The organism is Paraburkholderia sp. J76 (assembly GCF_905220295.1).
Classification (GTDB): Bacteria; Pseudomonadota; Gammaproteobacteria; order Burkholderiales; family Burkholderiaceae; genus Paraburkholderia.
This window is the reverse complement of sequence record NZ_CAJMZJ010000006.1, coordinates 166556-189880: the sequence shown is the minus strand read 5'-3', so window position 1 is coordinate 189880 and position 23325 is coordinate 166556. Positions and strand designations below refer to the sequence as shown.

Below are 23325 nucleotides of genomic sequence, written 5' to 3'. Positions count from 1 at the left end.
CCGCGCCTCACTCCATCTCGATCGACTTCACGTGCCAGATATCGCGGGCATATTCCGCGATCGCACGGTCCGAAGAGAATTTCCCCATTCCCGCCACGTTTTCGATCGCGCTCGCGGTCCACGCCGGCACGTCCTTGAAGCGCAGGTCGGCGGCGTCCTGGGCCTCGATGAAGGCCGAGTAGTCCGCCAGCACGAGGTAGTGGTCGCCCCAGTCCACGAGCGTGTGGAAGATGTCCGTGTAGCGCGCCGTATCGCCCGGCGAAAAGAAGCCCGTGCGGATCTGGTCGAGCGCGCGGCGCAGTTCGGCGTTTTCCTCGTACACCTGGCGCGGCCGGTAGCCCGCGCAACGCAACTGGTCGACCTGATCGGACGTGTGGCCGAAGATAAAGATGTTGTCCTGCCCCACGGCCTCGCCGATCTCGATGTTCGCGCCGTCCAGCGTGCCCATCGTGAGCGCGCCGTTGAGCGCGAGCTTCATGTTGCCGGTGCCGGACGCTTCGGTGCCCGCCGTCGAGATCTGCTCGGACAGGTCCGCGGCAGGAATCAGCGCCTCGGCCACGCTCACGCCGTAGTTCGGCACGAACACCACCTTGAGGCGATCGCCCACCACGGGATCGTCGTTGATCTTCGCGGCCACGTCGTTGATGAGGTGAATGATCATCTTCGCCATGCGGTACGCCGAGGCGGCCTTGCCCGCGAACAGCACGACGCGCGGCACCCAGTCGCGCTCCGGCGCTTCGAGAATGCGGTTGTAGCGCGTGATCACGTGCAGCACGTTGAGCAACTGGCGCTTGTACTCGTGAATGCGCTTGACCTGCATGTCGAACAGCGCGTCGGGATTGAAGACGATGCCCGTGCGCTCCAGCGCGCGGTGCGCAAGGCGCACCTTGTTGCTGCGCTTGGCCGCGCGGAACGCGGCGGCGAACGAAGCGTCGCCGCGCAGCTTGCGTAGCGCGTCCAGCTCGAACAGATCGCTGCGCCAGCGCGGCCCGATCGCTTCGTCCACGAGGCGCGCGAGCGGCGGGCTTGCCTGCGCGAGCCAGCGGCGCGGCGTGATGCCGTTGGTCACGTTCGTGAAGCGGTCGGGAAAGAGGCGCGCGAAGTCGGCGAAGATATCGCGCGTCATCAGTTGCGAGTGCAGCTTCGAAACGCCGTTCACCTTGTGGCTCGCCACGATCGCGAGATAGGCCATGCGCACGCGGCGCTGGCCGTATTCGTCCACGAGCGAAATGCGGCGGATCAGGTCGAGATCGTGCTCGCCGCGATCGCTCGCTTCGCGCAGAAAAGCCGCATTGATGTCGAAGATGATTTCGAGGTGACGCGGCAGGAGACGCGCCAATAGTTCGACGTCCCAGGTTTCCAGCGCTTCGGGCATCAGCGTGTGGTTGGTGTACGAGAACACGCGGCGCACGTGGCCCATCGCCTCTTCCCACGGCAGACGATGCTCGTCCACGAGCAGGCGGATCAACTCGGGGATGGCGAGCACCGGGTGCGTGTCGTTCAGGTGCACCGCGACTTTTTCGGAGAAGCGCCCGAACGTGCTGTGCGTGCGCAGATAGCGGCGAATCAGGTCCTGCATCGTCGCCGAGACGAAGAAATATTCCTGGCGCAGGCGCAGTTCGCGGCCGGCCATCGTGGAGTCGTCGGGATAGAGCAGCCGCGAGACGTTCTCGGAAATGTTGCGCGCTTCCACCGCGCGCTGATAGTCGCCCTGGTTGAACGCCGAAAGATCGAGTTCTTCGTCCGCGCGCGCGGACCACAGCCGCAGCGTATTGGTCGCGCTCGTGTCGTAGCCGGGAATCACCGTGTCGTAAGCCATGGCGTTCACATGCTGCGTGTCGACCCATTCCACGTGGCCGTTGTGCTGCATGGTGCGCCCGCCGAAGTGCACCGAATACTGGACCTCGGGCCGCGGAAATTCCCAGGGGTTGCCGTAGCGCAGCCAGTAGTCGGGCGCTTCGACCTGTTCGCCGTTCACGATCTGCTGACGAAACATGCCGTAGTCGTAGCGAATGCCGTAGCCGAAGCCCGGAATGCCGAGCGTCGCCATCGAATCGAGAAAGCATGCCGCGAGCCGGCCCAGGCCGCCGTTGCCGAGCGCGGCGTCGGGCTCGTAGTCGAGCACGGTGTCCATGTCGACACCCACGCTCGCGAGCGCCTCTCTCATCTGGTCGTGAATGCCGAGCGCGATCAGCGCGTTCGAAAAGGTGCGGCCGATGAGAAATTCCATCGACAGGTAATAGACGCGTTTGACGTCCTGATCGTACTGGCGGCGCGTGGTGATCATCCAGCGTTCGACGAGGCGGTCGCGCACGGCGAGCGCCGCAGCGTGCAGCCAGTCTTGCGGCCGGGCCGTCACGGCGTCCTTGCCGACACCGTACATCAGGCGGTTGGAGAGGGAACGGCGCAGCGCTTCGACGCTGCTTTGCAACTGATCGAACTCGAGACCGATGGCTGTCATCAACTGACTCCCTGAAGAAACGGAGCGTCCCAAAATGGTGCAAGACGCGCGGTTGTTCTGGGCCTGCGCCGCGCGCGGCGGACCGGGACGATGACGCGTCGGCGTCGCGGCGCAAAAGGCCGGCACCGCTCGCCAGCGAGCGCAGATCAATTTGCAGAGTAGTGCATTTTCAAATGGCGTGCGGCGACGCGCCAACCGTGCGCGCGGCACGACCGGCGCGCACGCGGAACTTGCCGGCCGCCTCGATCCCTTGCCATGCGGACGGTTCCGCGCGCACAGCGCGGCGGCGCGCCCGCGCGTGACGGGCTTGGCGGTTAGTTGCGATAGACGGCGCTCAAAGACGGTCAATCCCCGCCTGAAGCCTTACAGTCAGCCCACGCTTTGAAGCGTCGCCTGCAGAACCGGGCGGCCTCTGCAACAATCGCGAGATTCGTCCGCGCGGCCCGCGCCGCAGCCTTCCCCGTCCATCCGCCCGAGACTGTCTTGTCCGATACTTTTTCCGCTGCGCGCGAAACCCGCCATTCGCGCGATACCCGCGATTCCGAACCGCCGGACGCGCCCATGTCCGCGAAAAGCCGCCGCGCCATGGGCGCGGTGATGCTCGCGGTCGCGCTCGCGACGCTCGACACCGCCATCGCCAATACGGCGCTGCCCGCCATCGCCACCGATCTGCACGCGGCCCCGGCCGCTTCGGTGTGGATCATCAACGCCTACCAGCTCGCGATGGTCGCCACCTTGCTGCCGCTCGCCGCGCTCGGCGACATCATCGGCCACCGGCGCATCTATATCAGCGGACTCGCGATCTTCACGGTCGCATCGCTCGCCTGCGCGCTCGCGCCCACGCTCACGGCGCTTGCCGGCGCGCGCGTGCTGCAGGGGCTCGGCGCGAGCGCCATCATGAGCGTGAACACGGCGCTGATCCGCTTTCTCTATCCCCCTCACCGGCTCGGGCGCGGGCTCGGCATGAACGCGCTGATCGTGGGCGTTTCGTTCGCCGTGGGTCCGACCATGGCTTCGCTGATCCTTTCCGCGGGCACCTGGCCGTGGCTCTTCGCGATCAACGTGCCGCTCGGCGTGGTCGCCCTCGTGTTCGCGCTGCCCGCGCTCCCGCAGACGGCGCGCGGCAAGCACGCGTTCGATCCCGTCGCGGCGGGGCTGAACGTGATCACCTTCGCGGCGCTGATCTTCGCGCTCGGCGAGGCCGCGCAGCGCGCGCCCGGCATGGAAGTGGGCATCGCGGCCGTGGTGGCGCTGGTGTTCGGCGCGCTGCTGATCCGGCGCGAGGCCGGGCATCCCGCGCCCATGCTGCCCGTCGATCTGTTCCGGCGGCCCGTGTTCGCGCTGTCGTCGGTCACGGCGATCTGCTCGTTCGCGGCCCAGGGCCTCGCGTTCGTCTCGCTGCCGTTCTATTTCGAAACCGTGCTGATGCGCAGCCAGGTGGAAACCGGCTTCCTGATGACACCCTGGCCCGTCGTCGTGGCCGCCGCCGCACCCATCGCGGGACGCCTCTCCGACCGCTATCCGCCCGGCCTGCTCGGCGCGATCGGCCTTGCCATCCTTTCGGCCGGTATGGCATCGCTCGCGCTGCTGCCCGCGCACCCCACGGTGACGGACATCGTCGTGCGCATGGCGATCTGCGGCGCGGGCTTCGGCTTTTTCCAGTCGCCCAACCTGCGGGCGATCATGGCGAGCGCGCCGCCGGAGCGCAGCGGCGGCGCGAGCGGCACCATCGCCGTTTCGCGTCTGCTCGGGCAGACCACGGGCGCGGCGTTGGTCGCGCTGTGCTTCGGGATCGTGGGCCGGCACGGCCCGACGCTCGCGTTGGGCCTCGGCTGCGTCTTCGCGGGCGCGGCGGCCATTGCGAGCGGGCTGCGGCTCTTCGCGCCATCGCACCGGGCGGTGCAGCGCGGGTAATGAAGGCGGCGCGGCGGGTTAAAGGCCGCCGCCGCGGCGCGCCGGTTGAGCGCGCCGCGGTCCGCCAGGCTTAGCGCGCGAAGTAACCCTTCACCGCCGCCACGAACGTGTCGATATCGGCGGCCGTCACGTCGAGGTGCGTCACGAAGCGCGACGCATACAGCATCTGCGTGAGGATGCCGCGCTCCTTGAGATACGCCTCCAGCGGCGCGCAATGTTCCTGCGGGAACTGCACGAACACCATGTTCGTGGCCTGCGACATCACCTTCACCTGATCGATCTGCGCGAGACCGGCGGCCAGACGCGCGGCGTTCGCATGATCGTCGGCGAGACGCGCGACGTTGTGATCGAGCGCGTAGAGGCACGCGGCCGCCAGCACGCCCGCCTGGCGCATGCCGCCGCCGAGCACCTTGCGCCAGCGGTGCGCCACGTCGATGAGCGCGCGGCTGCCCACCAGCACCGACCCGACCGGCGTGCCGAGCCCCTTCGAAAAGCAGATCGACACCGAATCGAAACCCGCCGCGAGCGCTTCGAGCGGCTGGCCCGAGGCGACCGCCGCGTTGTACACGCGTGCGCCGTCGAGGTGCGTGGCGAGCCCGCGCTCACGCGCGAGCTGCGTGGCCTTCGCGACGTAATCCGCAGGCAGCACCTTGCCGCCGATGGTGTTTTCGAGCGCGAGCAGACGCGTGCGCGCGAAGTGGTCGTCGAGCGGCTTGATCGCCGCGGCGATGCGTGCGAGCGGGAGCGTGCCGTCTTCCGCGTTGTCGAGCGGCTGCGGCTGGATGCTGCCGAGCACGGCCGCGCCGCCGCCCTCGTACTTATAGGTGTGCGCCGCCTGCCCGACGATGTACTCGTCGCCGCGCGCGCAATGCGCCATCAGCGCGGCGAGGTTGCTTTGCGTACCGCTCGGGAAAAACAGCCCCGCCTGCTTGCCCGCCTCTTGCGCCACGCGCGCCTGCAGGCGCAGCACGGTCGGGTCGTCGCCCCATACGTCGTCGCCGGTTTCGGCGCGGGTCATGGCGGCGAGCATGGCTTCGCTCGGACGGGTGACGGTGTCGCTGCGCAGGTCGATCATTGCGGTGAAATCCTCGTGGTTAATGCAAGCGGGCACGCGCGGGACGCACGCGCGCGCGCCGTGTCGGGCGCGCGCTGCGCGGCGTGAGAACCATCGAGTGTATTTTCAAACGGCGGCCCAGCGCAATGCCGGACGAGCGCGGGGCGCGCTCCCGCCGTGGGCGCCGAGGCTAGTGCGCGAGCAGCGGCAGCGGATCGACGGGCTTGCCGTCGCTACGGACTTCGAACTGAACGCCGCCAGTGCCCATTTCGGCGATGGGCTGGCCTTGCGAAACGGCGTCGTCTTCCTTCACGAGCAGCTTGCCGTTGCGGCCGTAGGCCGTCACGACCTGGTCGTTATGCTTGATGATGACGAGCGGGCCGTAAGCCTCGATACCGGTGCCCGCATAGACCACGCGGCCGGCCGCCGCGGCCTTGATCTCCTCGCCAGGCGTGCCGCCGATCACGATGCCCGTGGACTTGCCCGGCACGAAGCGCTGCAGGATCGGTCCGCGCGCGGGCCAGGCGAGTGCGAGCGTGGGCGCAACGGGCGCCGGCGCGGCAACCCCGGCGGCGGCGGGCGCGCCGGGAACCTGCGCCTGCCCCGGTGGCGGGAGCGCCGCGTAGTTGGGCGGGGGCGCGACGCGCAGCACCTGGCCTGGCAGGATCTGGGCGTTGGCCGAAGGCAACTGGTTCCAGCTCGCGAGGTCCTGCGGACGCTGGCCGAAGGCGCCGGCGACTCGCGAAAGCGTGTCGCCCGGATTGACGCGGTAGTAACCCGCCGGCACGCCGCTCGTGGACAGAGGGGGCGCGCTCGGCGTTTCCGCCCAGGGCGTGTAGGTGCTGCTACAGGCGCTGCAAACGAGCGTGAGAGCGGCCAGCGCCGCATACGCGCCCGGGTTTCGCCGTTGTCGATTCATCTTGCTGTTCCTCGCTGGGTCCTCGCGTATGACGACATACGCAGATGGGATGCGCGGCGGGCCGCAAGCGTTCGCTTGCGCGCCACATTCCGCGAGTTAAGCCGGAAATGGCGAACGTCCCCCATTATATCTTTCAAGCTCCAATTGCCTTTTTTCGCCTGCATGCGCGGGCGTCCTCCGTTCGCGCGGGCCAACGCCTATACTGGTTCAGGCATTACCCGATAATCAGATGAAAGGCCTCTCGCTGCAGTCCCATGGCCCTGAGGGATCCGAGAATGAACAAAGCCACCTTTCTGTCGCTGCAGCTCAACGTCGAAGATGTCACGTCATCGCCTGGCCTCGTCGAATTGTTGAACAACCACCTCATCTTCGCGGCCGATGTGGCCGAAGCCGCCGACGAACTGGTCCAGCACGCCAGCATCGCCCGGCTTTCCGGCGCCACGCAGGCGTCCGTGGAAATTCCCGCCGTAGTCATCGAGCGTCTGCGCGATGCGCTCGACACCCTGAGCGGCTATGACGAAACCTGGCTTTTCGCGCTCGAACCCGGCCGTGCGCTCTTCGACGACATCGCACGCCGGCCTCGCCTGCTTCACTAGTACGCGAACCCGGAGCGGACGGCGCCCTACCCGCATCGCCCGCCCCATTTGCCTGCGCGCCGGCGCCCGTGTGCCACGCCGCCGCGCGCGGAGCGCCTTGTTGCTGGCGCGCCAAACTGGGGGAACCGCCGTGAAATCCATTCTCAACCGCCGCCACACCGCGCTCTCCGGCGCTCCATCGCGAATTCTCGCCGTGGCCCATGACGCCGCCGCGCAGCGCATCGCCGCGAGCGAAACCGCGAGACGCATCCCGCCATCCGCGAGCGAACTCGCCGATTCCACACTCCCGCCGCCCGAAAGCGCCGGCGAGAACGAGTCGCGCGCGGAGCCCGCCGCGGGCGCGGCAGCCATGCCCGACGGCGCCGGCGGACCGCGCCCGGTTTCCACGCTGCATCCGGTGCCGGTCATGCCCGCGCACCTGAACGGCCGCCCGGTGCAGATCGCCGACGGCGCCGCGTTTGAAGCGCTCCACGCCTCCGACGAACTGATGACCTTTCGCGTTTATCGCTGCTTCGCCTATACGGTCAGCCTCTTCTTCCACGCGCCCACGCTCGGCTACTTCGTCGCGCTACATCAGGAAAGCGTACTGTGGCGCGCGCTGAAAGCCAACGACCTCGACGCAGCCGGCTCGGCGTTTCATTTGATGCAGGAGCAAGCCACGCGCCTCGCCGACGGCGAAACGCGCCGCGTCCAGCTCGTCGCCCAAAATGCGGAGCTTACGCGGCAGATCGAGGAGTCCGAAGCCCAGGCCGAACGCCTGCGCGTGGACCTCCAGCGCCACGCAGAACAGGAACAAACGGTCACGGGCCGCCAGCATCAGGTGCGCAAGGAAGTGGCGCAACTGGAGGCGCAACGCATCGCGGCGCAGGCCCAGTTGAACAAGGCGCACCGGGCGCTGCATCAGCTCAAGGTCGCGACGAGCGAGGGCGTGCCGCATCTGCATGCGCGGTGATCAGGCGAGCGGGCCCAGTTGCCGCGCGAATCGCCGCGCGGCTTCGAGGCCGAACGCGCCTGGCGCCAGTTTCGCGTCGCGGTCGTATTCGACGTCGATACCCATGCGCCAGGCCGCGATGCGCTTGCCATAGCAAATCAGCGTATCGAGCGACTGCATGACGAACACGATGGCGGGCAGCACCTGCTGATACAGGGCTTGTGCACGCTCGATGTCGCCTGAGCGGAACGCCTTGTAAATCTGCTGCTGCCAGTCGAAGCAATCGGGCGCGACGATCATGCCCGCGCAGCCGGCGCGCAGGTTGTCGAGGAGTTCCATGCCACCGCGACCGTTGAGCACGGGCATCAGGTCGCCGATCTGCGCAATCGTTTCGGCGATCGTGATCGCGGGGCCTTCGCCCTTGAGCACGCGGAAGTTCGGGCATTGCGCGGCAAGCGCGCGCAAACTGCCCGGCGAAAGCCCGACGCCCAGATACTCGGGCGCATTCTGAATGCCGACCGTTGCGTCGAGCCCCGCCATCACCTCGGCGAAAAAGTCGAAATAGAACGATTCGGGTTGAGCGCTCTCGCCTGGCGCCCGCGCGGGCGGCTGGAGGATCAGCCACGCCGCGCCGCGTTCGACGGCGTGTTGCGCGAATTCGCGCTGCGCCGCCACCGTGGCGCCGCTCACCGTGACGGCAAGCGGCAGCGCGCCGCCGCTGTCTTCCTGCGCCCAGTCGATTATCTGCTCGCGTTCGGTGCGCGACAGCTTGTTGACCTCGGTCGCGAGCCCAAGCACCGCGATGCCCGGCGCGCCGCCGCGCACGGCCGCTTCGACCTGGCGGCGCATGGGGGCGCGGTCGAGACGGTTATCGCGATCGAAAAACGCGTAGAGGATGGGGTAGATGCCGGCGATGGCGCCGGGGGTTCTGGCAGGCGCGGTCATCGCGGGCTCCGGCATCAGTGGGAATCGCGCGGCACGGCCGCACCGCTTGCGCCAACGAGAAAGTCCAGGTCGGCGCCCTTGTCGGCCTGCAGCACGTGTTCGACGTACAGCCGGTAATAGCCGCGCTCGGGCAGTTCGGGCGCCTTCCATTCGGCCTTGCGGCGCGCGAGTTCTTCGTCGGAAACTTCCAGATGCAGGCGGCGCGCCGCGACGTCCAGCTCGATCACGTCGCCCGTGCGCACGAGCGCGAGCGGACCGCCCGCAGCGGCCTCGGGCGACACGTGCAGCACGACCGCGCCGTACGCCGTGCCGCTCATGCGGCCATCCGAAATGCGCACCATGTCGGTGATGCCCTTTTGCAGCACCTTCTTCGGCAGCGGCATGTTGCCGACCTCCGCGAAACCCGGATAACCCTTGGGCCCCGCGCCCTTGAGCACCATGACGCAATGCTCGTCGATGTCGAGCGAGGCGTCGTCGACCTTCGCGTGCAGTTCCTCGACGTTCTCGAACACCACCGCGCGGCCACGATGACGCAACAGTTCCGGCGTGGCGGCGGAAGGCTTGATGACCGCGCCATCGGGCGCGAGGTTGCCCCTGAGCACGGCGATGCCCGCTTTCGGCTTGAACGGCTGCGCAAACGAAGTAATGACTTCGGCGTTGTAGTTCGGTGCGTCGGCCACGTTGTCCCAGATGGTTTTGCCGTTGACCGTCAACGCGTCGCGATGCAGCAGCCCTTGTTCGCCGAGTTGCCGCAGCACCGCGGGCAGGCCGCCCGCGTAGTAAAAATCCTCCATCAGGTAATGCCCGGAAGGCTGCAGATTCACGAGGCACGGGATGTCCGAGCCGAGTTCCCAGTCCTCGAGCGAAAGCGGCACGCCAATGCGCCGCGCGAGCGCGAGCAGATGCACGACGGCATTGGTCGAACCGCCGATGGCCGCGTTGGCGCGGATCGCGTTTTCGAACGCCGCGCGCGTGAGGATCTTCGACATCGTGAGGTCTTCGCGCACCATCTCGACGATGCGCCGCCCGGCGAGTTGCGCGAGCACCTGGCGGCGCGCATCGACAGCGGGAATGGCTGCGTTGTGCGGCAGTCCCATGCCCAGCGATTCGACCATCGAGGCCATCGTGGACGCCGTGCCCATGGTCATGCAATGGCCGCGCGAGCGGTTCATGCACGACTCCGCCTCGACGAATTCGGCCTGCGACATCGTCCCCGCGCGCACTTCCTCCGACATTTGCCACACGCCCGTGCCCGAGCCGATTTCATGGCCGCGAAAACGCCCGTTGAGCATCGGGCCGCCCGAGACCGCGAGCGCGGGCAGGTCGCACGACGCGGCGCCCATCAACAAGGCAGGCGTGGTCTTGTCGCAACCGACGAGCAGGATCGTGCCGTCGATCGGATTGCCGCGAATCGACTCCTCGACGTCCATCGAAGCGAGGTTGCGAAACAGCATCGCCGTGGGCCGCAGGTTCGACTCGCCAAGCGACATCACGGGAAATTCGAGCGGCAGGCCGCCGGCTTCGTACACGCCCTTCTTCACGTACTCCGCGAGTTCACGGAAATGCGCGTTGCACGGCGTGAGTTCCGACCACGTATTGCAGATGCCGATGACGGGGCGGCCGTCGAATGCGTCGTGGGGAATGCCCTGATTCTTCATCCACGAGCGGTGAATGAAGCCGTCCTTGTCGGCTTTGCCGAACCAGGCCTGGCTGCGCAAGGGCTTGCGGGTGGAGCGGGTCATGGCGGGGCGTCTCCTGTCGCTGACAACTGTCATGGAAACTGCCGCCCGATCATAGGAGTGACGTCCTGGCCCGTCAATCCTGGCGCCCCAGGATCTGGATAAACGCGCCACAAAAAAATACGGGCCGGTGGAGAACCGGCCCGCTGGACTGCTTACTGCAACAACGTACTGCTACTGCACGGCTGCACCTCTCACTGCGCCAGCCAACTTCTACTACCTTCTGCTCTCTGCGTACTGCAACTTCTACAGCCACTACTCACTGCTACTACTCACTGCTACTGCGTACTGCCACTGCCCACTACGTACAGCACCTGAACTCAGTGACCGAAATAAACGCGCTGGTTAGGAGCGGCTTGCGCCGGTTGCACCGCTGCACCCGACTGCGACGTGCCGGCCGCCGGAGCGCCGTAGCCACTCGTATCGCCGGCCGCGAGCTTTTCCTGGGTCACGCGGGCTTGAGCAGCCTGCAGGTTGTCCGGGTAGTTCACATGGTCAGCCGACGGGTTGTAGCCGGCGTGCTCGAGTTGAACCAGTTCCGCGCGCACTTGAGCGCGGGTCAGGCCTTGTTCGCTCGACTGGGCGAACGAAACCGCCGGGATAGCGAGAGCGGCGGCAACGGCAACTGCGGAAATGAGCTTGTTCATGATTGGACCTCCATCTGTTTTATTTCAGCTTCGGAACACCGTGTTCGTCAGCCGTTGAATACAGTGTAGGCGTCGGGCATCTCTAGGGAAAACCCTAGTTCATCAAAACACCGTTGCAATTTCGGCAATAAAAAAAGGTGAGTCCTAGGGACTCACCTTACGATTCCGACAAAGAACGCAACGACAATGCGGCGTTTTGACTTGCGATTGCCTTACGACCAGTCGGCGTGGAAGCTGCCCGGCTTGTCGATGCGCTCGAACGTGTGCGCACCGAAGAAGTCGCGCTGCGCCTGCACGAGATTGGCGGGCACCCGCTCCGAGCGATAGGCGTCGAAGTACGCAATCGCCGAGGAGAACGCCGGCACTGGCACGCCCGCCGCCACCGCCTGGGTGACCACGTCGCGCAACGCCGCCTGATAGTTGGCCGCGATGTCCCGGAAGTAGGGGTCGAGCAGGAGATTGTCGATTTGCGGGTTCTTCTGATAGGCGTCCATGATCTTCTGCAGGAAGCGCGCGCGGATGATGCAGCCCGCGCGGAAGATTTTGGCAATCGTGCCGTATTGCAGATCCCACTTGTATTCGTCGGAAGCCGCGCGCAGTTGCGCGAAGCCTTGCGCGTACGAAATGACCTTCGAGAAGTACAACGCGCGGCGCACCGACTCGATGAACGCCTTGCGGTCGCCCGAGAACGGCTTCGCGTCCGGGCCCGAGAGCACCTTGCTCGCGGCCACGCGCTGGGTCTTGAGCGACGACAGCACGCGCGCGAACACCGCTTCGGTGATGAGCGGCAGCGGCGCGCCGAGATCGAGCGCGTTCTGGCTCGTCCACTTGCCGGTGCCCTTTTGCGCGGCGCGGTCGAGAATCACATCGACGAGATCCTTGCCCGTTTCTTCGTCTTTCTTGCCGAAGATCTTCGAGGTGATTTCGATCAGGTAGCTGTCGAGTTCGCCCTCGTTCCATTCGGTGTAGACCTTGCCCAGTTCCTCGTTCGAGAGGCCGAGCACCTGCTTGAGCACCGCGTAACTTTCGGCGATCAGTTGCATGTCGCCGTACTCGATGCCGTTGTGCACCATCTTCACGAAGTGGCCCGCGCCGTCCGGACCCATGTAGGCCACGCACGGCTCCCCGTCCGGCGCCTTCGCGGCGATTTCGGTCAGGATCGGCGCAACCAGATCGTAAGCGTCGCGCTGGCCGCCCGGCATGATCGACGGGCCCTTCAACGCGCCTTCTTCACCGCCCGAGACGCCCGTGCCGATGAAATGCAGCCCCGACTTCGCGAGTTCCTGGTTGCGGCGGATGGTATCCGTGAAGTGCGTATTGCCGCCGTCGATGAGGATGTCGCCCTTCTCCAGCAGCGGCTTGAGCGCGGCGATGGTGTCGTCGGTGGGCTCGCCAGCCTTCACCATCATCAGAATGCGGCGCGGCTTTTCCAGCGAATCGACGAACTCTTCGAGCGTGTACGCCGGCACCAGCTTGCGGTCCGGATGCTCGGCGATCAGCTCGTCGGTTCTGGCGCGGCTGCGATTGAACACCGAGACCGCATGGCCGCGGCTTTCGATGTTGAGCGCCAGATTGCTACCCATCACGGCCAGACCCACAACGCCGATTGGCTGTTTGCTCATGTTGTTTCTCCACTTCATTCATAGACGGCGCCGCAACGGGGCGCCAACCGTGCAAGCATAAGGGAAACGTGGAGGCACTGCGCGAATGCGCGCATGCGCCACCGATGCCCAACAATGTTTGCCGACCTGGCTTACTGTTTTCGGAACACCAGACTGAAATTGTTCGCCGGCATCGCCACGCGCGCTTCGCATTCGAAACCTTCCGCCTGCGCCAACGCCTCCACGGCCTCCATGTCGCGCACGCCCCAGGACGGGTCGCGCGCGCGCAAGTCGGCGTCGAAGGCCTCGTTGCCCGGCGCCGTATGCGCGCCTTCGCGCCGGTACGGCCCGTAAAGCACGAGCGCGCCCCCTGACGCAATGCGCGCGCCCGCGCCTTTCATTAACGCTTGCGCGGCTTCCCACGGTGCGATGTGAATCATGTTGATGCAGACGATCGCGTCCACCGCGCCGATGGGCCAGGGTTCGCGGCGCACGTCGATATCGAGCGGCGCGCGCAGATTGGCGAGACCCTTATGCTCGCGCCACGCGTCGATCGAGGCGCGGGCCCGCGCGTCGGCATCGCTTGGCTGCCACACGAGATCGGGAAACGCGGCCGCGAAATGGACGGCATGCTGCCCGGTGCCGCTTGCGATCTCGAGCACCGTGCCCCGCGCGGGAAGCGCGTCGCGCAATACCGCGAGGATAGGCGCGGCGTTGCGCTCGGCGGCAGGCGCGCAAAGGCGTTGGGCGGCTTGCGGGTCGTTCATCGTGTTGCGTTCAATCAGTACAGCGTGGTCTTGATGCGTTCGGCAAGACCCGCTTCGTAGGTTTCGGCGTCGAACGTCTCGCCATATTGCTCCTCGTTCACGCGGCGCAGCATCTCGCCCGCGCTCGGCAGATGCGAGCGTTCGACATGGCGCGACGCGTCCCACAGCTTCGAGCGCACGATGGCCTTCGAGCAATGGAAGTACACGCTTTCCACGTCGATCACGAGCACCGAGCGCGGCGGCTTGCCGTCCACGGCGAAGCTCGCGACGAGCGCGGCGTCGGTGCTCACGCGGGCGCGCCCGTTCACGCGCAGCATTTCGCCCACGCCCGGCACCATGAACAGCAGGCCGACTTGCGACGATGCGACCACGTTGCGCAGGCTGTCCACGCGATTGTTGCCGGGACGGTCGGGCAACGCGAGCGTGTGCTCGTCGAGAATGCGCACGAAACCGGGCGCGTCGCCGCGCGGCGAGCAGTCGAGCCCTTCCGGGCCGCCCGTGGCGAGCACGACGAACGGCGAGCTTTCGATGAAGCGCCGGTAATCCGCGTTGACGTGATCGATTTCCTTGCGCAACGAGCGTTCGTGCGGCGCGCCGTAGTGCGCTTCGAGGTCGGCTAGCGTGGTGAGCATGTTGTCGGTTCCGTGGAGTGGGGGAGTGTCAGGGGACAAGGCGCGCGCCCAGCGCATCGAGCACGGCGGCGCAAGGGGCTTCGAGTTTGAGCGCGAGATGCGGATCGGCGCGCGTCTTGCCCATGTTGATCGCGGCCACGGGCTTGCCGCGCTGCTGCGCCCAGACGCAGAAGCGGTAGCCCGAGTACACCATGAGCGAGGAGCCGACGACGAGCACGGCGTCGGCCTCGTCGAGCGCGTTCGAGGCGCTGGCCACGCGCTCGCGCGGCACGTTTTCGCCGAAGAACACCACCGAAGGCTTGAGCATGCCGCCGCAAGCGGCGCATGCGGGCACGTGGAAAGCGTTCGCGCCGTCGAAGTCGAGGTGGGCGTCGCCGTCGGCGGCGGGTTCCGCGTATGCGCCGGCAACAGCCGGATTGCGCGCCTCGAGTTCCGGCTGGATCGATGCGCGCGAATACTGCGCGCCGCAGTCTAGACAATGCACGTGCGCGATGCTGCCGTGCAATTCGACCACGTCGCGGCTGCCCGCGCGCTGGTGCAGCCCGTCCACGTTCTGCGTGACGAGCGTGCGCGCGTAGCCCGCCGCGCCGAGGCGCGCGAGCGCGCGGTGCGCGGCGTTGGGCTGCGCGAGACCGACCGTTGGCCAGCCGATCAGGCTGCGCGCCCAGTAGCGGCGCCGCATGCTCTCGGAGCCGAGAAATTCCTGCAGCGTGATCGGCGGCGAGCGCTTCCAGACGCCGTTTTCGTCGCGATAGCCCGGAATGCCCGAATCCGTGCTGATGCCCGCGCCAGTCAGCACGAACAGGCGCGGATGGCGCTCGACGAACGCCTGCAGCGCGTCGAGGGCGGGCGCGTTGGGAACGAGGATGGATTCGGTCATGGCGGCAAGAAGCGGGCAGAAAGCGATGCGGTTTCAGCGCGAGGGCTTCTCGCGCGATCCGGCCTGCTTGCGCGGGGCTTTCGCCTGCGCCTCGCGTTCGGCTTCGCGCGCTTCCCACGCAGCCAGCGCGGCGCGATACCGGCCGTACTCCTCGTCGTAGAGATCGAAGATGCAGGGGTCGCAGCCGCTATGGCAGCAGTCGTCGTTGTCGGGACATTCGGGCGGCTGGGGACGCGGATCGTCGTCCGGACGCGGGGGCAAAGACATGGGCGCTCAGGCGTCGTGGTGGTTCAGCGGCCAGTATACGGGACTGCGCGGGACTGCGCCGGCCTGCGCGGGACTGCGCGGAACACCGCGCGGGCACGCTGCGCTCAACCGCGCCCCACGAACGGCATCTTCGTCGCCATGATCGTCATGAACTGCACGTTCGCCTCGAGCGGCAGTTGCGCCATGTGCAGCAGCGCGTCGGCCACGAGTTCCACGTCCATCAGCGGCTCGACGGCAATCTCGCCGTTCGCCTGCGGCACGCCGCGCGCCATGCGCTCGGCCATCTCCGTCGCCGCGTTGCCGATGTCGATCTGCCCGCACGCAATGTCGTAGCGCCGGCCATCGAGCGAAACGGTTTTGGTCAGGCCCGTGATGGCGTGCTTGGTGGCCGTGTAGGCGACGCTGAACGGCCGCGGCGCGTGCGCCGAAATCGAGCCGTTGTTGATGATGCGCCCGCCGCGCGGCGTCTGCCGCTTCATGAGCCCGAACGCCGCGCGCGTGCACAGGAACACGCCGGTGAGGTTGGTATCGATCACGGCGCGCCAGTCGTCGACGGAAAGCTCGTCGAGGTCCACGGCCGGCGCATTGCGGCCCGCATTGTTGAAGAGCAGATCGAGCCGGCCGTAACGCGCGCGGATCGTCTCGAACAGCGCCTCGACCGCCGCCGCGTCGGTCACGTCGCAGGGCGCGGCCAGCGCTTCCTCGCCGCGCGCGCGGGCTTCGTTAGCGAGCGCTTCAAGCGGCTCGGCCCGGCGCCCCGCCAGCACGACGGCGAAGCCGTTGGCGAGCAGCTTGCGCGCGCACGCGCGGCCTATGCCGCTGCCCGCGCCCGTCACCAGTGCGATCTTGCGTTGCTGGGTATCACTCATGGTTGCCTCTTTCTTCCGGTTGGGCCTTGAATCGAGCCTTGAATCGATCCTTCAATCGAGCGGCTGGTCGTTGGGATTCGCGAACAGCGCCTTCATCTGCTCCGAGAGCGGATAGTCGAGGTTCACGCCCGTGGGCGGAATCGGCGACTCGAACCAGCGCCGGTAAAGCGCCAGTGCTTCGCCCGAGCGCTCCATCTTCGAGATGGTGTCGTCGGCGATGCGCTTGAAGGGCGCGTCGCCGCGCCGGAACATGCAGCCGTACACTTCCGATCTGGCCGGCTTGCCGACGATCGCGTAAAGATGCGCGTCGCTCGTGCTGTGCGCGCTCTGCGCCACGGGCGCACCCGGCGTGTTGCCGGGCGTGTAACCGGTCGCGAGCGCGGCGTGCAGCAGCGGCTCGTCCATCACGAAGGCAACGGCGCGCCCCGCGCGCACGGCTTCGACGGACTCGCCATGAGTCTTCGCGACGATGATATGCATGTTCATCGCGCGCTCCACGTTCCATCGGCGCAAGAGGCGTTCTTCCGACGTGCCAGCGGTCGTGACCACCGTACGGCCCGCGAGATCGCCGAAGTCCTGCACCGGCGAGCCGCGCTTCACGAGCATGCGCATGCCGTACTCGAAAATGCTGTCGGAAAACGCCACATCGTTCTCGCGCTCCCGCGTATGCGTCGTCGTGCTGCATTCGAGATCGATCGTGCCGTTCTGCACGAGCGTGATACGGTTTTGCGGCGTGACCGCGAGTTCGCGCACGCGCAGCGCGGGAAGCTTCAGCGTCTCGCGCACGTTGACCACGATGCGTTGCGCGGTCTCGTACGAGTAGCCGGTCGCGTGGCCGCCGCCGGCCATATAGGAGAACGGCACGGCCGCTTCGCGCACGCCGATGACGATCGTGCCGGTGTCGCGGATCTTGCGCAGCGTGGGGCTGTCCAGTTCATCGGCATGCGCCGCGCCCGCGAACGTGCAGGCGCCTGCAAGCGCGATGCGCAAGACGGCCGGGAACACGCGAGCCACGACGCTGCGGCGCGCGCCGCCATGCAGCGTTCCGGCGATGCAGGAAGGCTTCAACACCGGCTTTGACTCGCGCTTCAACGGTGTCTCCCGTGGATGGCTCGTTCGTTTGCATGAAGCGCGCGCAGCGGCGCTTCTCCCGTGAGTGCGATTGTACCGGCGAGGCTTGCCGGCTCGCCTTACGCCGTATTGTCCGCGTGCTGGGCGGCGGCCGCGTTCACGCCGCGCACGTCGCGGCGAGGCAGCCGCGCAGCACATCCACGAACGCGGTGCCTGCCTGCGAATCCATGCCGCCTTCGCGCCACATGGCGAACACGCCGACCGTGAGCGCCGGTTCGACGCGCCGGATCGCCACCGGCTCGCCCGCCCCGCGCGCGCTGAGTTCGTCGAGCAGCACGCGGCCAATGCCGCGCGCCGCGAGCGCGCGCGCGACGTGCCACGTCTGCGCCTCGACAGCCGCGAAACGGTCGTCCACGCCCTCGGCTTCGAGCAGGTTGCCGATCGCCTCGCCAAGCGGATCGACGTTGCCGATGCTGATCCACTCTCCGTCGAGCAGATCGCGCAACGCGAGCGGCGCGTGCTCCGGCGAGGGCTCGTCGGGCGGCGCGACGCAAACGACGGCCGTGCGCGCCAGTTCGACCGCGGCAATGCCGGGCCGCGCGGGCGGGTTGAGCGCGACGCCCAGATCGAGTTCGCGCGTGAGCAGCGCGTTGAGCAGTTCCGCGGTGTGGCGCGTCTGGATCTTGAGCGATACATCGGGATAGCCCGCGCGAAACGTCTGCACGGCGGCCGGTATCAGGCTCATGCCAAGGCTCGGCAGGCAGCCGATGCGCAGCAGCCCTTGCGGCCGCAGCGCGAGATTGCGCGCGAGATCGCGGATGCTGTCGAGGTTCGATTGCAGCTTCTGCGTTTCGGCGAACAGCAATTCGGCCTCGCGCGTGGGCTGCAAACGGCCGTGCGCGCGGCTGAACAGCTTGAGGCCCGCGCTGCGCTCCGCATGCGCGAGCACCTTGCTGACGGCGGGCTGCGAAACGCACAGCAGTTCGGCCGCTTTGGAGAGCGAGCCGGTACGCATGATCGCGTGAAAAACTTCGATATGACGTAGACGCATGGGGCGCGTGCCGGGCATGCAAGCAAGGCTCACGCGCGGCGAGATGAAAGAAAGACGCAAGGATAGCGCGTTCGGCTGCGCGCTTCGTTGGCGGCCCGAAGCGAAACGCCAGGTTAAACGCTCACACTAAACGCTCACACGCGGAAATCGGCCGCCATGTCCTCGTCGCTGCGCGCGACGATCGCGCCGCTGCGTGCGGCCTTGATGAACACGTCGTAATCGCGCTCCACCTGGTCTGCATAGCCGAACGCGTAGCTCGTGAGCGCCTCGGCGAACTGGTCGCTGCGGCCAATGTACGAAGCGATTTCGATGGCCGCGCTGCCCGACTTGGCATGCGCGCGCGCGAGCGCCCAGCCGCACAGCCGCGCGTAGCCACAGAGGAGCGTGCTGTCGAGCAGTTGCAGATCGACCGAAAGTTTCATGTCGCGCAACTGGCGCACGTAGAAATGCCGTGCGCCGGGCCCCGTGGTCCAACCAAGAAAGATATCGCTCGCCGCCTGCAAAAGCCGCTGGCCGTGCACGACGCGCGCGCCCTCGTGCTTGATCGAAGGCGATTTGAAGTACTGCGAAACAACCGAGCGCCGTGCCTCCTTCACCTGCAGGAAGAGCGGCTTCTCATGATGATCGACTAGCAGCACCACGAGGCAGCGCGTGCCCACGCTGCCCACGCCCACCACCTTGAACACCAGATCCTGAATGACGAAGTGATCGAGCAGTTCGCGCCGGTCGGGCGCGAGGGTCTTCGCGTAGTCCGCGTACATTGGCTCGATCAGCGTGCGCCAGTCGCCCAGCGTGAACCAGTCGTCTTCGGGTTCGAACAGCGTATTCGCGCCGTGCACGTGAAAGAGCGCGGGCGGGGCGTCGTGAATCGTCCACCGATCGCCATCGCGCTCCGCGAGCTTTTCGAGCAGGTTTTCGTGCGTGCGGTTCGCGGCCTTTTCCATGCCGCGCCGGATCAGGCGGCGGCCTTCGGGCGTGAGCGCCGTTTCGACCATGCGGTCGAAGGTGATTTTGTCGTACCAGAGATCGAGCGCGCCGTACTCCGCGTACTGGCGCAGGCGGTCGCGATAGCTGGTCACGGTCGTCATCACCAGTTCCTCGGCCACGCCGCGCGAATAGCGCATGTGCCGCGCCGCCACGACGAAGCTCGCCACGAGGCGCTTCACATCCCATTCCCACGGGCCGGGCGCGACCTCGTCGAAGTCGTTGAGATCGAATACGAGCTGGCGCTCGGGCGTGGCGAACGCGCCGAAATTCAGCAGATGCGCGTCGCCGCAAATCTCCATCGTCATGCCTGTGTTGGGCACGCCCGCGAGATCGTGCGCCTGGAGAATCGCGCTGCCGCGAAAGAAGGTAAAGGGCGAAACGATCATGCGCCCGTAGCGCAGTTGCACGAGGTTCGGCACGCGGCCTTCGCTGCTCGCGCGCAGCAACGCGAGCGGATCGCGCTTGATGGCGCCGATTTCCTTGTGGCTCGAACGTTTCGAGCGCTCGCGCGCGGCACGCCCGGCCGCCTCGCGTTCAGCAACGGTGCTCCCGTTCATGACCTTCTCCGGTTCTTGTTCGGTCTCGCGCCGTCCCGGCAAACGGGCAAGCGCTGGAAACGAGGGGATATTCGTTCAGCATGCGCCGCGGGCGCGTTGGGGCGCCGCTTGCGTATTTAAGCGTGAGGCCCCGTTTCGTGCAAGCAAGGCGGCCGCAACCGCCGCCGCGTCGCGCGCCGTTGAGCACCATGCGCGCAATCCGCAAGCGGCTGGTGTACCGTCGCGAAAGATGCGCCGCTCGCCTCGCGCGCTCACCGACTTGCCGCACACCCGCCATGAACGTCAAAGTCTACGGAACGCTCGTCGTCGCATCGCTCGTGCTGCTGGCCGGCCAGTGGCTCGTTGCCGCCGTGCCGGTATTACGCAAATGGACGATACCGGAACCCGTGGCAGGCGGTATCGTCGCCGCGCTGATCGTGTTCGGACTGCACAGCGTCGCGCACGTGAACGTGGCCTTCGACACCTCGCTACAAGCGCCGCTCATGCTCGCGTTCTTCGCCACCATCGGCCTCAATGCGAACCTTCGCAACCTGAAAGCCGGCGGCCCGGTGCTCGTGCGTTTTCTCTCGGTGGTAATCGTGCTGCTGGTGCTGCAAAACGTGCTGGGCATCGCGCTCGCCATGGCGTTCGGCGTCGATCCGCTGTTCGGACTGCTGGCCGGCTCCGTGTCGCTCGCGGGCGGGCACGGCACGGGCGCCGCGTGGGGCGCCGTGTTCACCGAACACCACGGATTGCAGTCCGCCACCGAAGCGGCCATTGCGTGCGCCACGTTCGGGCTGATCATGGGCGGCATTCTTGGCGGCCCGGTCGCGCAGCACCTCATGAAACGCATCGGCGCACCGGCTGGCAACGCCGCGCCTGCCAGCGCCAGCAGCACAACGCCCGACCCTTACGCGTTCGAAGAACCGAAGGCCGAGCAGCCCACCACGCCGGGCGCGTTCATCAACACGCTTGCACTCATCGTTATCAGCCTCGCCGTGGGCGATACGATCTCCGGGCTGATCGCGGGCACCGCGTTCGAATTGCCCACCTTCGTGTGCGTGCTGTTCGTGGCCGTGCTGCTCGCCAATGGGCTCGCGCTCGTCAGGCGTCCCGTGGCCGAGCACGCCGTCGCGCTGATCGGCAACGTGAGCCTCGCGCTCTTTCTCGCCATGGCGCTCATGACGCTGCGCCTGTGGGACCTCGCCTCGCTCGCGCTGCCCGTGTTCACGATCCTCGCCGCGCAGACGCTCCTCATGGTGATCTACGCGGTCTTCGTGACGTTCCGCGCAATGGGCGCGGACTACGACGCTGTCGTGCTCTCGGCCGGACACTGCGGCTTTGGCCTCGGCGCCACGCCCACGGCGATTGCGAACATGCAGGCGATCACAGCGCGCTTTGGGCATTCGCACATTGCGTTTCTCGTCGTGCCGATGGTGGCCGCGTTCTTTATCGACATTGCCAACGCCATCGCCATCAAGCTCTTTCTCATGCTGCCGATTTTTCATTGAGCGGCAAGGCGCCGTGCGCGCGGCGCGCTAGAATGGCGCGATTCACAGTGCGATCCATAGTGCGATTCATAGTGCGCCCCTCACGGCGCCAACGTTCGAGCGCCCTCATGTCCCTCACCGCCTGGCTCTTCTTTCTGCCCGCCTGTTTCGCGCTGAACATGGCGCCGGGGCCGAACAATCTTCTCTCCATCAACGTGGCCGCGCGGCACGGCTTCCTGCGCGCCTTCCTTGGCGGCGCGGGCCGGCTCGTTTCGTTCGCCGCGATGATCGCCCTCGCCGCCACGGGTCTTGCCGTGGTGCTGCGCGCGTCCGAAGCGGTGTTCTTCGTCATCAAGCTCGCGGGCGCCGCTTACCTCGTGTGGCTCGCCGCGCAGCTCTGGCGCAGCGAAGCCAACCCCATCGGCGAGAACGTGGACAGCGACGCCTCGCTCGCGCGCCTCGCATGGCGCGAGTGCCTCGTGGCAGCGGGCAACCCCAAGGCGATTCTCGTTTTCACGGCCTTCTTGCCGCAATTCGTCGATGTGGCCAAACCCGTCGCGCCGCAATTCGGCGTACTCGGCGCGAGCTTTCTCGTACTCGAATGCATCGCCATCGCGCTCTATTCGCTCGCGGGAATGTATCTGGGCCGCTGGCTCACGCGCACGGCCGTGCGCCGATGGTTCAATCGCACCTGCGGGGCATTTCTCGGCCTCATTGGCGTGAGTTTCCTGCTAGTGCGGCGCGCCTGACTGACTGGGTTTCATGCACTTTTATCCATAAGCTTCTCTGGATGATTTTCGCGAGAAACTTTAACTGTCGTTAATCGACGGCACCCCCTATGCTCGAATCATCGTCCGGTGTCGCGGCGAGCGGCCAGCTTTTCCCCACGCTCGCAAAACACCCTGCGGACAAGCGGTTTTCAACGTCATTGGGGTTTCAACATGAAGATCTGCATCTTTGGAGCGGGCGCCATTGGAGGCATGATGGGCGTCCAACTCGCGCGCGCCGGCGCCGACGTGAGCTTCGTCGCGCGCGGCCCGCATCTGGCCGCCATGCGCGAAAACGGCGCACGCCTTTTGATGGATGGTGAGGAGTACGTGGCGAAAGTGCGTTGCACTTCCGACCCGCGCGAACTGGGTGTGCAGGACGTCGTCATCATCACGCTCAAGGCGCATTCAGTGGCCGGCGTAATCGACGCGATGCAGCCCCTCCTCGGCAAGCATACGGCCATCGTCACGGGCACCAACGGCATTCCCTACTGGTACTTCTACCAGCATGGCGGCAAGTTCGCGGGCACGCGGCTCGAAAGCATCGACCCGGACGGCGCGCAGTGGAACCGCCTCACGCCCGAGCGCGCGATTGGCTGCGTGCTCTACCCAGCCGCCGAAATCGACGCGCCGGGCGTGATCCGCCATGTGTACGGCAAGAAGTTTCCGATTGGCGAGCCTTCGGGCGAGCGCACGCCGCGCATCGTCCAGCTTCACGAAGCCATGCAGGCCGCCGGGTTCGAGGCGCCGATCCGCGAAAACATCCGCGACGAAATCTGGCTCAAGCTGTGGGGCAATCTCTGCTTCAACCCGATCAGCGCGCTCACGCACGCTACGCTCGACGTCATCACGAGCGACCCGGCCACGCGCGCCGTCGCGCGCACGATGATGCTCGAAGGCAAGCGCATTGCCGAACAGTTCGGCGTGAATTTCCGCGTGGACGTGGAGCGTCGCATCGACGGCGCGGGCGCGGTGGGCGCGCACAAGACCTCGATGCTCGTCGACCTCGAAACCGGGCGGCCGATGGAGATCGATCCGCTGATCACCGTCGTGCAGGAAATGGGCAGGCTGGTCGGCGAGCCGACGCCGGCTATCGACACCGTGCTCGCGTTGGTCAAGCAGCGCGAGCGGATGGCCATGCAGGCGGCGTAAGTCGCGCGGAGAGGGCGGCGAGTGCGCCGCCCTCAAAGCCCACAAAGCC

The 23325-nt window shown here is 66.7% G+C and carries 21 protein-coding genes; 6 read left to right on the top strand and 15 right to left on the bottom strand.

What is annotated here, in order from left to right:
• Nucleotides 1-7: 7 nt before the first annotated feature.
• Nucleotides 8-2461 (bottom strand): glycogen/starch/alpha-glucan phosphorylase, encoded by a 2454-nt coding sequence (locus tag U5768_RS14035; RefSeq protein WP_322031003.1) that lies wholly within the window; start codon nucleotides 2459-2461, stop codon nucleotides 8-10.
• A gap of 561 nt (nucleotides 2462-3022) precedes the next feature.
• Here U5768_RS14035 and U5768_RS14030 point away from each other — a divergent pair.
• Nucleotides 3023-4375: an MFS transporter gene (locus U5768_RS14030; protein WP_415913898.1), complete on the top strand. Its 1353-nt coding sequence runs from the start codon at nucleotides 3023-3025 to the stop codon at nucleotides 4373-4375.
• Between the two features lie 70 nt (nucleotides 4376-4445).
• On the opposite strand, the gene ltaE is transcribed toward U5768_RS14030, so the two are convergent.
• Together ltaE and U5768_RS14020 are read right to left on the bottom strand one after the other, a co-directional pair.
• Entirely contained in the window at nucleotides 4446-5450 is a 1005-nt protein-coding gene (ltaE, locus tag U5768_RS14025) for a low-specificity L-threonine aldolase (protein WP_322031001.1), read from the bottom strand.
• Between the two features lie 169 nt (nucleotides 5451-5619).
• The gene (locus U5768_RS14020) at nucleotides 5620-6348 is read right to left on the bottom strand and encodes a peptidoglycan DD-metalloendopeptidase family protein (protein WP_322031000.1); all 729 of its coding nucleotides are present in this window, start codon (nucleotides 6346-6348) and stop codon (nucleotides 5620-5622) included.
• Nucleotides 6349-6623: 275 nt separating this feature from the next.
• On the opposite strand from U5768_RS14020, the gene U5768_RS14015 reads away from it, so the two are divergent.
• A complete protein-coding gene (locus U5768_RS14015; RefSeq protein ID WP_028202694.1) occupies nucleotides 6624-6944 on the top strand; it encodes a hypothetical protein in 321 nt (106 codons plus the stop codon).
• A 130-nt stretch (nucleotides 6945-7074) separates the two neighbouring features.
• A complete protein-coding gene (locus tag U5768_RS14010; protein WP_322030999.1) occupies nucleotides 7075-7896 on the top strand; it encodes a DUF2968 domain-containing protein in 822 nt (273 codons plus the stop codon).
• On the opposite strand, the gene U5768_RS14005 is transcribed toward U5768_RS14010, so the two are convergent.
• The 12 genes from U5768_RS14005 to U5768_RS13950 form a co-directional block, all read right to left on the bottom strand.
• Nucleotides 7897-8820, bottom strand: a complete 924-nt coding sequence (locus U5768_RS14005; RefSeq protein ID WP_322030998.1) for a dihydrodipicolinate synthase family protein — start codon at nucleotides 8818-8820, stop codon at nucleotides 7897-7899.
• Nucleotides 8821-8834: 14 nt separating this feature from the next.
• Entirely contained in the window at nucleotides 8835-10562 is a 1728-nt protein-coding gene (locus U5768_RS14000) for an IlvD/Edd family dehydratase (protein ID WP_322030997.1), read from the bottom strand.
• Nucleotides 10563-10879: 317 nt separating this feature from the next.
• The gene (locus U5768_RS13995) at nucleotides 10880-11206 is read right to left on the bottom strand and encodes a DUF4148 domain-containing protein (protein WP_322030996.1); all 327 of its coding nucleotides are present in this window, start codon (nucleotides 11204-11206) and stop codon (nucleotides 10880-10882) included.
• Between the two features lie 212 nt (nucleotides 11207-11418).
• The gene (gndA, locus tag U5768_RS13990; protein ID WP_322030995.1) at nucleotides 11419-12828 is read right to left on the bottom strand and encodes an NADP-dependent phosphogluconate dehydrogenase; all 1410 of its coding nucleotides are present in this window, start codon (nucleotides 12826-12828) and stop codon (nucleotides 11419-11421) included.
• Nucleotides 12829-12959: 131 nt separating this feature from the next.
• Nucleotides 12960-13574, bottom strand: coding sequence for a DUF938 domain-containing protein (locus tag U5768_RS13985; protein ID WP_322030994.1), 615 nt, complete (start codon nucleotides 13572-13574; stop codon nucleotides 12960-12962).
• A gap of 14 nt (nucleotides 13575-13588) precedes the next feature.
• Entirely contained in the window at nucleotides 13589-14206 is a 618-nt protein-coding gene (locus U5768_RS13980) for a pyridoxamine 5'-phosphate oxidase family protein (RefSeq protein ID WP_322030993.1), read from the bottom strand.
• 28 nt (nucleotides 14207-14234) lie between these two features.
• On the bottom strand, nucleotides 14235-15086 hold the full coding sequence (locus U5768_RS13975; RefSeq protein WP_322030992.1) for an NAD-dependent protein deacetylase: 852 nt from the start codon (nucleotides 15084-15086) through the stop codon (nucleotides 14235-14237).
• A 33-nt stretch (nucleotides 15087-15119) separates the two neighbouring features.
• Complete coding sequence (locus U5768_RS13970; protein WP_322030991.1) at nucleotides 15120-15353, bottom strand: oxidoreductase-like domain-containing protein; 234 nt, start codon at nucleotides 15351-15353, stop codon at nucleotides 15120-15122.
• 104 nt (nucleotides 15354-15457) lie between these two features.
• Nucleotides 15458-16222 carry an SDR family oxidoreductase gene (locus U5768_RS13965; RefSeq protein ID WP_322030990.1) on the bottom strand — a complete coding sequence of 255 codons (765 nt, stop codon included), beginning with the start codon at nucleotides 16220-16222 and terminating at the stop codon, nucleotides 15458-15460.
• Between the two features lie 51 nt (nucleotides 16223-16273).
• Nucleotides 16274-17227: a transporter substrate-binding domain-containing protein gene (locus U5768_RS13960; protein WP_322031184.1), complete on the bottom strand. Its 954-nt coding sequence runs from the start codon at nucleotides 17225-17227 to the stop codon at nucleotides 16274-16276.
• 223 nt (nucleotides 17228-17450) lie between these two features.
• Complete coding sequence (locus U5768_RS13955; RefSeq protein WP_322030989.1) at nucleotides 17451-18344, bottom strand: LysR family transcriptional regulator; 894 nt, start codon at nucleotides 18342-18344, stop codon at nucleotides 17451-17453.
• 134 nt (nucleotides 18345-18478) lie between these two features.
• The gene (locus tag U5768_RS13950) at nucleotides 18479-19888 is read right to left on the bottom strand and encodes a DUF2252 domain-containing protein (RefSeq protein WP_322030988.1); all 1410 of its coding nucleotides are present in this window, start codon (nucleotides 19886-19888) and stop codon (nucleotides 18479-18481) included.
• A gap of 275 nt (nucleotides 19889-20163) precedes the next feature.
• Here U5768_RS13950 and gltS point away from each other — a divergent pair, with 275 nt between their 5' ends.
• The 3 genes from gltS (at nucleotide 20164) to U5768_RS13935 (ending at nucleotide 23276) form a co-directional block, all read left to right on the top strand.
• Complete coding sequence (gene gltS / locus U5768_RS13945) at nucleotides 20164-21378, top strand: sodium/glutamate symporter (RefSeq protein ID WP_322030987.1); 1215 nt, start codon at nucleotides 20164-20166, stop codon at nucleotides 21376-21378.
• A gap of 107 nt (nucleotides 21379-21485) precedes the next feature.
• Nucleotides 21486-22106: a LysE family translocator gene (locus U5768_RS13940; protein WP_322030986.1), complete on the top strand. Its 621-nt coding sequence runs from the start codon at nucleotides 21486-21488 to the stop codon at nucleotides 22104-22106.
• A gap of 192 nt (nucleotides 22107-22298) precedes the next feature.
• Complete coding sequence (locus tag U5768_RS13935; RefSeq protein ID WP_322030985.1) at nucleotides 22299-23276, top strand: 2-dehydropantoate 2-reductase; 978 nt, start codon at nucleotides 22299-22301, stop codon at nucleotides 23274-23276.
• Nucleotides 23277-23325 lie beyond the last annotated feature (49 nt).

What these genes read in the sequence shown, in the direction of transcription:
- U5768_RS13995 (WP_322030996.1), bottom strand. Translation starts at nt 11,206, where the DNA reads ATGAACAAGCTCATTTCCGCAGTTGCCGTTGCCGCCGCTCTCGCTATC.
- U5768_RS14035 (WP_322031003.1), bottom strand. Translation starts at nt 2,461, where the DNA reads ATGACAGCCATCGGTCTCGAGTTCGATCAGTTGCAAAGCAGCGTCGAA.
- U5768_RS14015 (WP_028202694.1), top strand. Translation starts at nt 6,624, where the DNA reads ATGAACAAAGCCACCTTTCTGTCGCTGCAGCTCAACGTCGAAGATGTC.
- U5768_RS14030 (WP_415913898.1), top strand. Translation starts at nt 3,023, where the DNA reads ATGTCCGCGAAAAGCCGCCGCGCCATGGGCGCGGTGATGCTCGCGGTC.
- U5768_RS13985 (WP_322030994.1), bottom strand. Translation starts at nt 13,574, where the DNA reads ATGAACGACCCGCAAGCCGCCCAACGCCTTTGCGCGCCTGCCGCCGAG.
- U5768_RS14020 (WP_322031000.1), bottom strand. Translation starts at nt 6,348, where the DNA reads ATGAATCGACAACGGCGAAACCCGGGCGCGTATGCGGCGCTGGCCGCT.
- U5768_RS13935 (WP_322030985.1), top strand. Translation starts at nt 22,299, where the DNA reads ATGAAGATCTGCATCTTTGGAGCGGGCGCCATTGGAGGCATGATGGGC.
- U5768_RS13970 (WP_322030991.1), bottom strand. Translation starts at nt 15,353, where the DNA reads ATGTCTTTGCCCCCGCGTCCGGACGACGATCCGCGTCCCCAGCCGCCC.
- U5768_RS14000 (WP_322030997.1), bottom strand. Translation starts at nt 10,562, where the DNA reads ATGACCCGCTCCACCCGCAAGCCCTTGCGCAGCCAGGCCTGGTTCGGC.
- U5768_RS13980 (WP_322030993.1), bottom strand. Translation starts at nt 14,206, where the DNA reads ATGCTCACCACGCTAGCCGACCTCGAAGCGCACTACGGCGCGCCGCAC.
- U5768_RS13975 (WP_322030992.1), bottom strand. Translation starts at nt 15,086, where the DNA reads ATGACCGAATCCATCCTCGTTCCCAACGCGCCCGCCCTCGACGCGCTG.
- U5768_RS13955 (WP_322030989.1), bottom strand. Translation starts at nt 18,344, where the DNA reads ATGCGTCTACGTCATATCGAAGTTTTTCACGCGATCATGCGTACCGGC.
- gndA (WP_322030995.1), bottom strand. Translation starts at nt 12,828, where the DNA reads ATGAGCAAACAGCCAATCGGCGTTGTGGGTCTGGCCGTGATGGGTAGC.
- U5768_RS13950 (WP_322030988.1), bottom strand. Translation starts at nt 19,888, where the DNA reads ATGAACGGGAGCACCGTTGCTGAACGCGAGGCGGCCGGGCGTGCCGCG.
- gltS (WP_322030987.1), top strand. Translation starts at nt 20,164, where the DNA reads ATGAACGTCAAAGTCTACGGAACGCTCGTCGTCGCATCGCTCGTGCTG.
- U5768_RS13965 (WP_322030990.1), bottom strand. Translation starts at nt 16,222, where the DNA reads ATGAGTGATACCCAGCAACGCAAGATCGCACTGGTGACGGGCGCGGGC.
- U5768_RS14005 (WP_322030998.1), bottom strand. Translation starts at nt 8,820, where the DNA reads ATGACCGCGCCTGCCAGAACCCCCGGCGCCATCGCCGGCATCTACCCC.
- U5768_RS13940 (WP_322030986.1), top strand. Translation starts at nt 21,486, where the DNA reads ATGTCCCTCACCGCCTGGCTCTTCTTTCTGCCCGCCTGTTTCGCGCTG.
- ltaE (WP_322031001.1), bottom strand. Translation starts at nt 5,450, where the DNA reads ATGATCGACCTGCGCAGCGACACCGTCACCCGTCCGAGCGAAGCCATG.